Annotated in this window: 10 protein-coding genes and 4 pseudogenes; 7 read left to right on the top strand and 7 right to left on the bottom strand. The window is 67.6% G+C overall.

Translation table 11 applies throughout. The features are described 5' to 3' along the window. The first annotated feature begins 80 nt into the window (after window positions 1-80). Both ACH4U7_RS50510 and ACH4U7_RS50505 read left to right on the top strand, forming a co-directional pair. Window positions 81-770 carry a BTAD domain-containing putative transcriptional regulator gene (locus ACH4U7_RS50510; RefSeq protein ID WP_398534506.1) on the top strand — a complete coding sequence of 230 codons (690 nt, stop codon included), beginning with the start codon at window positions 81-83 and terminating at the stop codon, window positions 768-770. Window positions 771-883: 113 nt separating this feature from the next. Beyond that, complete coding sequence (locus tag ACH4U7_RS50505; protein ID WP_398534505.1) at window positions 884-1,576, top strand: BTAD domain-containing putative transcriptional regulator; 693 nt, start codon at window positions 884-886, stop codon at window positions 1,574-1,576. A gap of 562 nt (window positions 1,577-2,138) precedes the next feature. Here ACH4U7_RS50505 and ACH4U7_RS50500 read toward each other — a convergent pair. Both ACH4U7_RS50500 and ACH4U7_RS50495 read right to left on the bottom strand, forming a co-directional pair. Beyond that, the gene (locus ACH4U7_RS50500; protein ID WP_398534504.1) at window positions 2,139-2,912 is read right to left on the bottom strand and encodes an IS3 family transposase; all 774 of its coding nucleotides are present in this window, start codon (window positions 2,910-2,912) and stop codon (window positions 2,139-2,141) included. 9 nt (window positions 2,913-2,921) lie between these two features. Next, the gene (locus ACH4U7_RS50495) at window positions 2,922-4,004 is read right to left on the bottom strand and encodes an integrase core domain-containing protein (protein WP_398534510.1); all 1,083 of its coding nucleotides are present in this window, start codon (window positions 4,002-4,004) and stop codon (window positions 2,922-2,924) included. A gap of 48 nt (window positions 4,005-4,052) precedes the next feature. Here ACH4U7_RS50495 and ACH4U7_RS50490 point away from each other — a divergent pair, with 48 nt between their 5' ends. Then, window positions 4,053-4,442, top strand: coding sequence for an HNH endonuclease family protein (locus tag ACH4U7_RS50490; RefSeq protein WP_398534503.1), 390 nt, complete (start codon window positions 4,053-4,055; stop codon window positions 4,440-4,442). Between the two features lie 279 nt (window positions 4,443-4,721). On the opposite strand, the gene ACH4U7_RS50485 is transcribed toward ACH4U7_RS50490, so the two are convergent. Then, window positions 4,722-4,967, bottom strand: a complete 246-nt coding sequence (locus ACH4U7_RS50485; protein ID WP_398534502.1) for a peptidase inhibitor family I36 protein — start codon at window positions 4,965-4,967, stop codon at window positions 4,722-4,724. A gap of 385 nt (window positions 4,968-5,352) precedes the next feature. Here ACH4U7_RS50485 and ACH4U7_RS50480 point away from each other — a divergent pair, with 385 nt between their 5' ends. From ACH4U7_RS50480 to ACH4U7_RS50470, 3 genes and pseudogenes are all read left to right on the top strand, one after another. Then, a complete protein-coding gene (locus ACH4U7_RS50480) occupies window positions 5,353-6,828 on the top strand; it encodes an FG-GAP-like repeat-containing protein (protein ID WP_398534501.1) in 1,476 nt (491 codons plus the stop codon). 762 nt (window positions 6,829-7,590) lie between these two features. Continuing rightward, window positions 7,591-8,262, top strand: a complete 672-nt coding sequence (locus ACH4U7_RS50475) for a hypothetical protein (RefSeq protein ID WP_398534500.1) — start codon at window positions 7,591-7,593, stop codon at window positions 8,260-8,262. A 90-nt stretch (window positions 8,263-8,352) separates the two neighbouring features. Next, window positions 8,353-8,538: pseudogene (locus ACH4U7_RS50470) on the top strand (transcriptional regulator); the annotation flags it as partial. Window positions 8,539-8,937: 399 nt separating this feature from the next. On the opposite strand, the pseudogene ACH4U7_RS50465 reads toward ACH4U7_RS50470, so the two are convergent. After that, window positions 8,938-9,054: pseudogene (locus tag ACH4U7_RS50465) on the bottom strand (excalibur calcium-binding domain-containing protein); the annotation flags it as partial. Between the two features lie 126 nt (window positions 9,055-9,180). Here ACH4U7_RS50465 and ACH4U7_RS50460 point away from each other — a divergent pair. After that, the gene (locus tag ACH4U7_RS50460; RefSeq protein WP_398534499.1) at window positions 9,181-10,278 is read left to right on the top strand and encodes an integrase core domain-containing protein; all 1,098 of its coding nucleotides are present in this window, start codon (window positions 9,181-9,183) and stop codon (window positions 10,276-10,278) included. A gap of 30 nt (window positions 10,279-10,308) precedes the next feature. On the opposite strand, the pseudogene ACH4U7_RS50455 reads toward ACH4U7_RS50460, so the two are convergent. From ACH4U7_RS50455 to ACH4U7_RS50445, 3 genes and pseudogenes are all read right to left on the bottom strand, one after another. Then, window positions 10,309-11,094: pseudogene (locus ACH4U7_RS50455) on the bottom strand (integrase); the annotation flags it as partial. A gap of 91 nt (window positions 11,095-11,185) precedes the next feature. Further along, window positions 11,186-11,392 (bottom strand): annotated as a pseudogene (locus tag ACH4U7_RS50450) (IS630 family transposase); the annotation flags it as partial. Beyond that, window positions 11,317-11,856 (bottom strand): winged helix-turn-helix domain-containing protein, encoded by a 540-nt coding sequence (locus tag ACH4U7_RS50445; RefSeq protein ID WP_398534509.1) that lies wholly within the window; start codon window positions 11,854-11,856, stop codon window positions 11,317-11,319. The pseudogene ACH4U7_RS50450 and the gene ACH4U7_RS50445, both read right to left, overlap by 76 nt. Window positions 11,857-12,857 lie beyond the last annotated feature (1,001 nt).

Raw genomic sequence — 12,857 nt, 5'->3', positions numbered from 1 at the left:
TCATGAGGTACGAAATCCTGTGCCCATTATGAATCGTTGACGGATCGTCAATTTCTACGCTCAGTGCGCGGAAGATCGAAGTGCTGCTGGCCGCATTGCTCGTGCGTGCAGACGAGGTGGTCAGCAGTGAAGAACTCATGAAGGAAATCTGGGGAACGCGCGCGCCACGTCAGGCCATCGCGGCGCTGCACGTCTATGTATCCCAGCTGCGGAAGTTCCTGCGCCAGAACGGCCGGCGGGACAGTCCGATCAAGACGGCTCGCAGCGGCTACGTCCTGCGGCTGGAGACCGACGAGCTGGATTTCCGCGACTTCCTCGACCTCGTGCGCGAGGGGCGCCAGGCACAGCGTGCCGGCAGCACCGAGGAGGCGTGCGAGGCGTACGAGGAGGGTCTCGGCCTCTGGCGCGGACCGGTGCTGGAGGACCTGCGGGACGGCCCGATCGTCAACGGCTTCGTCTGCTGGGCCGAGCAGTCCCGCCTCGAGTGCGTCGAGTGGTACGTGGACGCCGGTCTCGAACTCGGCCGCCACCGCGAGCTCGTCAGCTACCTCTACGCGCAGCTGGAGGAGCTTCCGCTGCACGAGGCGTTCTACCGGCAGCTCATGCTCGCGCTCTACCGTTCGGGGTGCAGGGCCGACGCCCTCAGCGTCTACCAGTCGGCCAGGATCGTGCTCAGCGACGAGCTGGGACAGGAGCCGTCCGCCGCCCTGCGGGGGCTCCACCACGCCGTCCTCGTCGACGCCCCGGAGCTGGAGCTCGCCACGGTCTAGCCGCTGGCCGCAGCACGGCGATCTCGCGTCACGCAATGCCAAGAATCGAGTACAGGGGGTACTTCATGCGGTACGAGATTTTGGGACCTGTTCGTGTGGTCGATGAGAAGGGCGTGTCCCACCTCAGAGCACAGAAGCTCGCCACCGTCCTGGCGGTCATGCTGATACGCGCTGACCAGGTCGTCACGGCGGAGCAGCTCACGAGGGAGATCTGGGGTGAGCTGCCGCCACAGCGCAGCGCCGCGGGCATCTACGTCTGCGTGTCACGGCTGCGCAAGTTCCTGGCACGGCCCGGCCGGCCGGACCCCGTCATCACCCGGCCCGGCGGATACATGCTCCGCAGGGGGGCGAGCGACTGCGACGTCGACGTCTTCCGGCGGCTGGTCACCGACGGCCGGCGGCATCTCAGGCGCGGCGAGCACGCCGCCGCCGCCGCGTGCTCCGAGGAGGCGCTCGGGCTGTGGCGCGGCCCGGCGTTCGACAACGTGGGGCCCGGCCCCATCATGGAGGGCTTCAACAAACTCCTCGCCGAACTCCACATCGAATGCATGGAGATGTCGGTGGAGGCGCAGCTCGCCCTCGGCCGCCACCGGGAAATCGTCGGCAGGCTGCATTCCCTCGTCGCCAAGTTCCCGCTCAGGGAGACGTTCTACGAGCAGCTGATGCTCGCCCTCCACCGATCCAACCGGCGGTCGGACGCCCTCTGCATCTACGAGTCCGCCCGCCGCGTTCTCGACAGGGAGCTCGGCCTCGAACCCGGGCGGAAGCTGAGGGAACTCCGGCACGCGGTTTTCGCTTCCACCTGACGGACGGGAAGCCCACACCCGGCGGTCGCAAACTCGCCCGCGCGCAGGAGCGCGCGGGCGAGGAGGCGTATGTCTGAGCGCTCTCGAGGCAGAGTGCGCAAGCCGGGGCTGACCGCTCAGCAGCGGAGTTACCGCGCGAGGGCGGCGGCTCATGCGTCTTGGGCGAACACCAGCGACCGAGCCGCTCGCACTGCGCCGGGAACGGCGGCCTTTCTTGAACGATTCGAACGCCAGGTAGACCCTGAAAGTGTCCTTCCGCTCGAGACCCGTCGTCAGATGGCTATGCACGCCCGAATGGCTTACATGCTGCGGCTCGCGAAGCGGTCCGCTGAAGCTCGTCGTCGAAGGCGAAGTGAGTAAGTGTCTCGGAGATGGCGACGACCGGATCATCTGTGGTGGTCCGGTGGGTGTGACTGTCGGGCAGGTCGTCCCAGTGGCTCTCGTCGACGACCCGGGCGCCGCAGCCGACCGCCCGCGGGTGGGCAGCCAGCGGGGGGTTGCTGTCCGGGCGTGGGATGGTGGCCTGCAGTGAAGTTTCCCCGTGATCCTGGACACTCTTCTTCTACGCTGCGAGTGCTTGGTCGTTCTGGAGCCGCTGGCGTGTCTCGTGGGGCGTGATGTACCCGAAGACAGCGTGTTTCCGCAGGCGGCGCCGGTTATAGAAGGTCTCGATGAAGGTGAAGACTTCGGCGCGAGCGGTGGCCCGGTTGGGCCAGACCCGGGTGCCGATCTCCTCTTTGAGCACGGCCCAGAAGCTCTCGGCCGCCGCGTTGTCATAACAAGACCCGGTTCGGCCGGTGCTCTGCCGGAGCCCCAACGACCGTATTTCTGCCCGGAATTCAGCTGAGGTGTATTCGCTTCCGCGGTCGCTGTGCAGGATGCAGCCTGCTTCCAGGCCGCTGCGGCCGTGGGCCATCCTCACCGCGTCGACCACCAGCTCGGCGCGGTGGTGGTCAGCCATCGCGTAGCCGATGACCTCGCGGGTGGCCAGGTCCAGCCAGCAGGCGAGATACAGCCAGCCCTCCTGGGTGGGCAGGTACGTGATGTCGCCGACGAGCCGGGTGCCGGGCCGGGTGGCGGTGAAGTCACGGCCGATCAGGTCCGGGGCCGGCCGTGCCTGCTTGTCGGGACGGGTCAGCGAACGGCGTCTTCGACGTGTGACGCCGGCGATCCCCCGTTCGCGCATCACCCGCTCCACCCGCTTGCGGTTGACCGCACGGCCCAGCCGCCGCAGCTCGGCGTGCACGCGCGGAACACCGTAGGCACCCTTCGAGGCCAGGTGGATCACGGTGATCTCGTGGGCAAGCGCGTCATCCTGTGCCGCTCGAAAAGTCATCGCTGCATGTCATGCTGCATATCTGTACTCGTTGATGAGGCCGCCGAGGGTCGGGGTGCGCAGGACTTTGCCTGTGCTGAGGCCATGCGCTGCGGCGGGTTGTTCGTGGGTGTCGGGTGGTAGCTGGTTGCGGGCTTGGTGGGGTCGGTGTTCGTTGTAGTGCCGCTCGTAGGCTGCGAGGACGTGGCGGGCGTGGGCCTCGTTCATGATGAGGATGTGGTCGAGGGCTTCGCGTCGGATGCTGCCGATGATGCGTTCGCAGTGCGCGTTCATGCGGGGAGCTTGTGGCGCACTTTTGAGGATCTCCATGTCCTCGGCCTGGAAGACGGCGTCGAATGCCTGGCTGTACTTGCCGTCGCGGTCGCGCAGTAAGAAGTGCAGGGATCCTATGCGTGTGCCCAGGTTGGCGGTGAGATTCCGCGCTTGCCGCACTGCCCAGTCCTGTGTCGGGTGGGCGGTGACCCCGGTGATGTGCAGCCGCCGGGTGCCGTGCTCGAGGAACACCAGCGCGTACAACCGCCTGCCGAGGGCGGTGTCGATGTGGAAGAAGTCTGCCGCGATGATGCCCTCGGCTTGCGCGGTCAGGAACTCGCGCCAGGTGGGGCCTGAGCGACGTGGCGCGGGGTCGATGCCGGCCGCGTTGAGGATCTCCCACACCGTCGGGGCGGCGATCCGATGCCCGAGTCGGGCCAGCTCCCCTTGGATCCGCCGGTGCCCCCACGCCGGATTCTCCCTCGCCAGCCGTAGGACGAGCTTCTTGATCGCTGCCGTGGTGGGTGGGCGTCCGGTGCGCCGGCGCGCGGTGTAGTCCCACTTCGCGGCGATGAACCTGCGATGCCAGGCCAGCAGGGCGCCGGGGGCGACGGGGAAGACCTCACGCCAGTGGCGCCGGGGTATCAGCCCGGACAGGGCGGCGAACCAGAACCGGTCGGTGGACTCGTAACGTACCGGTCCGGCCAACTGGCGGCGCAGGACCGCGTTCTCGTGCCGCAGCACCAGCAGTTCCGCCTCCTGCGCCGTCCCGCGACGCAGGAGCACCGATGGAACAGTGAGCAGCTTCCGGGTCACCTTGTACAACAAGGACACGATCACGGAGGACATGATCCCAGCGGACTGACCGCATCCCGCGCACCTGCGGCGATGACTTTTCGAGCGGCACACGACCAGTGCCGGGCGGTCGCCGGCAGCTGGCTGTCGGCCTACGACGGCGTGGTCCTCGACGCAGCGTCCAAGGCCGACATTGACCACGTCGTGCCGCTGAAAGAAGCCTGGCGCTCCGGCGCGTCGGAGTGGACAACGCAGCAGCGCCGCGCGTTCGCCAACGATCTTCAGCGTTCCCAGCTCATTGCCGTCTCCGCGCGGTCCAACCGGGCCAAGGGCGACAAGGATCCCGCGAACTGGCAGCCCGACCTCGACAGCTACCACTGCACCTACGCACGCGCATGGATCTCGGTGAAACGCGAGTACAGCCTCACCCTGAACCAGGAAGAACACGACGCGCTGGTCGGCATGCTCAACACCTGCGCCTGACCAACGTCAGCTCCTGGCACGCCGGTATCTGCAGCGGGCCAGGAGCTGACGTGGTCAAGCCAGCCAGACCATGGCCCGTCTTCGGATCACGAGCGTGGATGAACGACGAATCCGGCCGGGGGCACGCACGTCACGGTTCTCTCGCTCCATCCTGAGCTGTACGCAGGCACCGGCATCACCCCGCTGAACCCTTCCCCAGAGCGCGCCAGCCAACCACCGGCTCGGCCTGGACCATCAGCATGAGCCTGGTCGCGTTCCGGTGGACCGGGCCAGCACGCCTCAGCCGCAATCGTTGCGGTTGATCTTCAGCGAGCGGGTCTGGTCGTTGAGGTTGTAGGACCGCAGGTCGTGGATGGAGCCGCCACTGCGGGTCACACACACCCATCGACCGGCGTAGTTTCGCTTCTCGTAGACCCGGGCGATGCGGTCGGAGTTGTTCCTGATCGAGCTGCCGCGGTTGCGGATCGTGGTGGGCAGATCATTCACGCTGCCGTCCACGGCACGCCGCACCCACGGCTGACCCACGAAGTTGACCTCCGGATAGATGCACACATAGCCGTCAGGGCAGTCAATGGCGGCGTGCGTGGTGCCGGGGCGGCGGAGGCCGACGTCGGCATCGTCAGGGGAAGACAGGTCAGGGCTGCGGCCACAGCGGCACGCATCACAGTGCTGATCACAAAACAGAGATAGACCACGCGGCCATACGGCGTGGGGGCATGACGCGAAGATTCACTCCGAAGGGTGCGCGGCCGCCACCACCTATACAACCCTTGGATTCCATCGCGAGTCTCCTGATCGGCAACCGCCTCGCAAAGCCGTGGCCGACTTCCGGCGGACGCGGGCGGAATGCCACCCCATTGACTGCGGATACCTGCCAAAGTATCCCCCGCATGCAGTAGGAGAACCCCGCGTGTACAAGCACCTTCGTATCGCCCTCGCGACGGCCGCTGTGGCCTCGCTGACGGGCGGTGTGCTCACGTTATCGGCGGCGACGGCCATGGCGGCGGACTCGACGATGGTCCCCCGGGCCGACTTCAACGGCGACGGCATCGGTGACGTCGCCTTCTCGGCTGCCGGCGCCTATGTGAGCGGCAACAAGACCGCGGGCCAGCTCGTGGTGCTCTACGGCACTTCCACGGGTGTGTCGTCCGCCAAGCGGACGGTGCTCAGCCAGAACAGCGCGGGCGTCCCCGGCGCCGCGGAGGCCGGCGATGCCTTCGGTGGTGAGACCGCCTACGGTGACTTCAACAGCGACGGTTACGACGACATCGCCGTGGCCGCGGACGGCGAGGACGTGGGCGGCGACACCGACGGCGGCACCCTCGCCGTGCTGTGGGGCTCGGCCTCGGGCATCACCGGCACCGGTGTCACGATCGCGGACCCGGCCGTCTCGTCGCACGACTTCTGGGGCAAGAACCTGGCCGCCGGCGACTTCGACGGCGACGGGAAGGACGATCTGGCCGTCGGCAACTCCTCCAGCACCGTCTACGTCTACAAGGGCGGCATCAGCCCCTCCGGCACCGCCGGCGGCCGCTACACGATCAAGCCCCCGATCCAGTCCGGCGGCAGCGCCCGGGGCCCGATGAACCTCACCGCCGGTGACGTCAACGGCGACAGCCGCACCGACCTCGTGGTCGACGGCTTCGAGACGCAAACCGACTGGGGCTGGAACACCAACTACTACGTGCCCGGCTCCGCGCGGGGCCTCAGCACCTCCTCGGCCACCGCCCTCAAGCCAGGCGTGATCACAGCCATCGGCGACGTCAACGGTGACGGCTTCGGCGACATCGTCAGCGGCGCCTACTGGAACAACACGACCGACGACGGCACGACCATCCCGAACTCCGCCCTGGGCGGCAAAGTCAACATCACCTACGGCTCCAACGAGGGCCCCGGCTCGACCACGGGCATCACCCAGAACACCGGCGACGTCCCCGGCGGGTCGGAGAAGAACGACCAGTTCGGCTACGAGCTCGACCTGGGCGACATCAACGGCGACAACTACCAGGACATCGTCATCAGCGCGGCGGGCGAGGACCTGAACGGCGTCGCCGACACCGGCGCGGTCACCGTCCTGTACGGCTCCGCGAGCGGCCTGAACACCAGCTCCGGCGCCCAGTATTTCGCGCAGAGCACCGCCGGCGTGCCCGGCGATGACGAGAAGTACGACGGGTTCGGCTTCGACACCAAGCTCGACGACGTCACCGGCGACGGCAAGGCCGACCTGCTGGTCAGCTCCTGGGAAAACTCCGGCAACGGTGCGGTGACGTACCTGCCCTCCAGCGGAACGAAGATCACCACGACCGGCGCCCGCTCCGTCTCGCCGAGCTCATCGGGAGTCTCCACCACCGGCACGCCGAACTTCGGCGCTAACTTCGCCGACTGACCACCACCCCAACCGCGCACCGGGCCCGCTCCCTACCGGGACGCGGGCCCGGTCCGTCGTGATTCTGCTCGAAGAGGTCGTCAACGCGACTATCCGGCAGGGGCCCTGCGGGCACCTGAAGGCCGGCAGCCAGGCACCTTCTTCTCGGGCTGATCGGTTCCGGTGCGGGAATGTCTGGGGATCGGTGCTGGTTGGAGTATTCGCGGTGCCGGCCGGTGGACAGTGTCCCCGGGCCTCACCTATTGCCCGTGGGGAAGATCGTTCGGCTGAAGCCCCATGATGCCTTTCGCCGCGAAGGCGACCGCCACCGCCGGCAGCCCGCACCCCACAGTCCGGTGTCGGCCAGGTCCCCCCGTCCTGGCCGACGCCCTCTTCCACGCCTCTCAAGGGCCGGGTCATCAACCGACTTCCGCTCCAGCAGCTGGCAACTGGCACGGCGATCACTGTCGTCTGGTACGGCCCGGTGGCGCCGATTTCGGCCGGACATTGCCTGATATTGACCGTACCTGGCCGGTATCGGACTCACTGCTTGTCCTGATGTGCCCTGGATAATTTGGCGTCGTCGCCGCGCCGTCGGCGCGGCGCCCCGGGTTGGAGGGGCCCATCCCGCCCTCCCCCGTCTGATTCACCTCGGTTTCTCTCTGTACCTCTCTGTACCTCTCCGCTCCATCGCACCAACGGGAATTCAGTGATGGTCATTCACGCTCGTGGAACGGTTCGGCACCTTTTCCGGATCAACCGAAGACATCGTGGGAGACACACGTGAGAAAGCAGAAGCTGGGCAGCAGATCGGCCCGACGGGCGGCCGCGCTGGCGGTCGGCTTACTGATGGTGACCGGCCTGTCGGTCACCTCGGCCGACGCGGCGCCGTCCTCGGCCAACGCCGCGCCCGAACTGGGCGTCCGGTTCTACCCCGACGGAGACGGCCAGTGCGACGGGCCGACGAATCCGCCGGAGCGGTGGGTCACCGCGCCCGACTGGACCTCCACCATCCGCCTGGACACCGACAACCGCGCGGGCGGCTGCCAGCTGGCCTTCGGCATCTACGACCCGTCGAACACTCTCGCGGGCCTGAACATCACCTACACCTGGATGGTGGAGCCCGGCAGCGACGAGACCCAGTGCGAGAACGAGGGCCCGCACACGATCCCGATCAAGACGTACAAGACATTCGGCGACAACATCCGGGTGGACACCGACAACCGCGCGGGCTGGTGCAACCTCACCTTCGCCCTGTCCGGTCGCTCGGACATTCGGCTCGACGTGCAGTGGTACGGCGATGGCGGACGCGATGCCTCGGGGCAGTGCAGGGGCTACATTCCGCAGGGCGGCTGGGACACGGTCGATGAGACCAAGTCTGTGACGCTGGGCGACGACACGGACGGCCGCGCCGGCGGCTGTTACCTGTCACTCCGCCTGAGCCGCTCGTTCTAAGGGGGCCGCGGACGGCCCGGGGTGCATGGGGGTCCGCCCCCGGGCCGTGTGGAGTTCGCTGCGGAGTAGGGCGGTCATCGGTTCATTGGTGTGGAGGCCTTCTACCTCTACGACGACCAGCACACCGTGGTTGAAACCCTCACCGCCGTCATCAACGTCCGCCAGCCCCGCGAGATCTCCGACTACGCACGGGCGTTCACCGACCTGGCGAAGCTGGCCGTGCACGGCGATGCCGCCCGCGCCCTGATCCGGTCCGCGATCGACACCCTCGAGTGAATCCGCGCAATCATCCGCAATTTCACTGAGACCCCTCCAGCAGCCTCCGTAGCGTCGAAGGACACCGACGCCACCACCAGCAGCGGAAGAGGCGGCCCGTGCGCACGCGCACGAGCAACACCGCCGACGCTGCACCGGATAGTCACGGCCTTCAGACCCAGGACGACAAGGCGAGCGGTGACGATCACGCACCGGACAGCCCGTGATCCGGTGCACGGCCTACCTACTCACTGCGGACGGGCACAAGTACCGAGACCCGATCACCGACGGAGCCGCACAGGAAGAGCGCACCGTGCCGCTGGTGGCCGAACCGCCAGCCGGGTGGGGGACCTGAGCGCAAGAGACGACGAACGCCCCACCCATCGCGGGTGGGGCGTCATGCTGTCCGGTGGCGACCGGTCAGGTATCGCAGCCGACACCGTCCCCGTCACGGTCCAGATGAGAGGCGTACCCCGGCTCGCCGCGATGGATCGGCGCAGCTCCGGCCGCCCGAGCCTCAGAGCAGTTCCTGTAGTACTGCGCTTGCCGAGAATGTCATCCGCCCTGGTCGGGGGCCCGCACCAGGCCTCACGGTCGTCGGTCGCGGTCACTCGAGTCGGCGCTCTCGCGTAGTGCATGATCCGCGCGTCATGATGATCGATCGTGCTGCTGCGACTGGCTTACCTGGGTGTATCGAACGCGTTCGCGATGCTCCGCCTGCTGCCGATGACCGACCGGGACAAGGACGCCGAGATCCTCGCCCTGCGCCACCAGATCACCGTGCTGGAACGCCAACTCGGCAAGGAAAAGATCCGGCTCACCCCGAGCGATCGAGCGTACCTGGCGGCGCTGCTTCACCGGCTGCCACGGCACGTTCAGCGACAGTTACGGCTACTCGTACGCCCCGACACGGTACTGCGTTGGCACCGCAACCTCGTCGCGCGCCGCCATGTCGCCTCCTGCCGGCCCAAACGCCCGGGACGGCCGCGCACGGTGCGCTCCATTCGCATCCTGGTGCTGCGGCTGGCGAAGGAGAACCCGAGCTGGGGCTACCGGCGCCTGCACGGCGAGCTGCTCGTGCTGGGGGTGAAGGTGGGTGCGTCCACCGTCTGGGAAATCCTGAAGGAGGCCGGCATCGACCCAGCACCCGGGCGGAACTCCAGTACCTGGGCCACCTTCCTTCGCAGCCAGGCTGATGTCCTGCTGGCCTGCGACTTCATGGAAACAGTCACCTTGTCGGGGGTACGGATGTACGTGCTCGTGGTGATTGAACACGGCAGTCGCCGGATCCGCGTCCTGGGCGCGACCGGGCATCCGATCGCATCCTGGGTAGCGCAAGCGGCGAGGAACCTCGTCATGGACCTCGAAGACCTCGGCTGCCGGGCACGGTTCATGATCAGGGACAGGGACGGGAAGTTCCCCGAACTGTTCGATGCCGTCCTCAAGGGCGCGGGGATCGAAGTCGTGCTCAGCGGCATCCAGATGCCACGAATGAACTCGATCACGGAGCGCTGGATACAGACCTGTCGCCGCGAACTCCTGGACCGGACATTGATCTGGAACCAGCGACACCTCCTCCATACCCTGCGCGAGTTCCAGCAGTTCTACAACGGACACCGACCACACCAAGGCATCGCGAACGCCAGACCGCTACACCCCTTGCCCCCACCCATCGACGACCCGGACACGTTAGCCCGCCTCGACATACGCCGACACGATCGCCTCGGCGGCATCCTCCATGAATACCGACATGCAGCGTGACCTGCACGGATGAGATTTCCGGCAAGGGCAGTCCTTGAGAATGGCGTCGAAGAGGGCGGGGAACTTCCCGTCCCTGTCCCGGATCAGGAACCGCATCCGGCAGCCCGCGTCCTCGAGGTCCATGACCAGGTTCTTGGCCACCTGCCCGACCCATGGAGCGGTCGGGTGCGCGGTCGCACCCAGGATCCGGATGCGTCGGCTGGCGTGTTCGATCACCGCCAACACGTACAGTCGGGCCCCGGACAAGGTGACCGTTTCCAGGAAGTCGCAGGCCAGCAGGGCATCAGCCTGGGAGCGGAGGAAGTCGGCCCACGTGCTGCAGGCTCGCCCGGGCGCCGGGTCGATCCCGGCCTCCTTCAGGATCTCCCAGACCGTGGATGCGGTGACCTTCACTCCCAGGACGAGCAGTTCGCCGTGCACCCTCCTGTAGCCCCAACTGGGATTCTCCCTCGCCAAGCGCAGCACCAGGATCCTGACGGAGCGCACGGTGCGCGGCCTACCCGGGCGCCTGGGCCGGGAGGCGGCCGCGTGGCGGCGTGCCACCAGGCTGCGGTGCCAGCGCAGCACCGTGTCGGGTCGGACCACCAGGCGCAGTCTACGCAGCACGTCCCGTGGCAGCCGGTGCGGCAGAGCGGCCAGGATCGCCCGGTCGTCCGAAGTGAACCGCATACTCTCCTTGCCGAGTTGCCGCTCCAGCACCATGAGCTGATGGCGCAGAGCAAGGATCTCTGCATCCTTGTGGTGATCGCTCATCGGTAGCAGGCGCAGCAAGGCGAACGCGTTGGTCACAGCCAGGTAGCCCACTCGCAGCAGCACGGTCGACCATCATGCCGCGGCGATCGACAGCTGCGCGAGGGCACGGGTCGAGTGACCTCAGACGAGGTTCCTACATCTCCACACCGCCTCTCACCAGGGCGGATGGGTTTTCCGGCAGGCGCAAGGTCAGGGCGGCGATGGAGATGCGTCTGCGGGAGCGGCCTCGGACCCGCACCACCGGGGTCCGGCCGCGCTGCGACCAGGTCTTCGCGTGCGGCGGCGTCATGGAGAAGCCGGCTTCGTCCTCGAAGACGAGCCATGCTCCACGGGCCGCCGCGAGCCTTCCGCGCAGGGCCAGGTCTCCTTCACCCAGCCGGCCACAGCGTCGTCGTCCCGCTCGATGGTGCGTCGGGCTGGGACCTGGCAGGACCAGCCGTTGCGCACCAGGAGCCTCCGCACACCCTGGATGGTGTAGGTCAGGTGGAAGCGCCGGCCGATCACGGTCTTGATCCGGTCCAGGGTCCAGCGCTGGTCCTCCCAGCCGTGCGCGGTCGGCCCCTTGGCCAGCTCCGCCTCCAGCTGCGCTGACTGCTTCTCGCTCAGCCTGGGCAGCGACGCCGGCCCCTGCGACCGCAGAGCCCGCGGACCGCCCTCCTCCCACGTCTGCCGCCACCGCTGCACCGACCGGACACTGACGCGCAGGTCCTTGGCGATCACCGAACTCGCCTCGACCTGGGCGAACCGCTCGGCCGCCTGAAGCCGTGACTCCTCGCGGAACTGCTGACGTTCGGCGGTCAGCCCGCCACCCTGTAGATACCGTATGCCCCGGTGATACTGCAGGAGGCCGCCGCCCGTCAGCCCCGACGACACCACGAGTTCAACCTCATTAGTGTGCCAGCGAAAATGCCTGGCGTTTAGGTGTGGCGTGCTCCCATGCTGTCCCGAGCAACCCGCGAAACCCCCTCAAGCCCGGGAGTTCATGGTGTTCTCCGCACGACGCGCGTCTCCGGACGATGTACCGGCCCTCACCACCCTCATCGAGAGGCGGGCTATCTGGATGCGCGAATGCGGGCTGGAGGACTGGGAAGGATGGTCGAGTAGCGCCGCCCTGATGGCGGCGCGCGTCGCTCGCCCTCGGTCGCCAGGATGGGTGCTGGCGCACGCCGGAGGCACCGTCGTCGGATGCACCACCGTTTCGGACAGGCCCCTCGACGAGGGATGGACGATCTCGGAGCAGGGAGAAGCCTCCTTGTACCTGAACACCACGGTCACCGACCCCGCGTGGCGCCGCTGTCGGCCTGGGGCACTGCTGGCTGCGTGGGCCCTGCATCAGGCGGCCATCACGGGGAAGTCGTGGGTACGCCGGGGCTGTACCAGCGAAGGACTGCTGCGCTACTACCGGGATGTCCAGGGATTCACCCTTGTGCGGGCGGTGCGCAGTGAGCACTCAGTGACCCACCTACTGGCCCGGCGGCCTACGGCGTCGGACTGGCCATACCGGGGGTGGGACATGGAGTCCGGGGGAGGCTCGTAGCCCTGCGGACGAACAGCGACGCTAGTCGACGAGGGGAACACGAGCGCGGTCTCGTAGCCCAAAGTTGCGCCGCACGCTGGCACGACGACATTGCCCTCAGGTACCAGCACACGGGGCAGGCCGTGTTCCCCGTCATGACGGGTCTCGATAACCCTTGGAGTCCGGTGGCGGCGGGGGCGGCCCCCGCGCCCCCCCGGTGTTAGGGGGGGGGGACCCCCCTATTGATAACAAAAAAGCCCAGAAAAACGGGGGGGCGCCAAAAACCCCCACACCCCCCACCCCCCCGCCC

Origin of the sequence: Streptomyces sp. NPDC020845 (assembly GCF_044334165.1) — a bacterium.
Taxonomy (GTDB): Bacteria; Actinomycetota; Actinomycetes; order Streptomycetales; family Streptomycetaceae; genus Streptomyces.
This window is presented reverse-complemented; position numbering and strand designations above follow the sequence as displayed.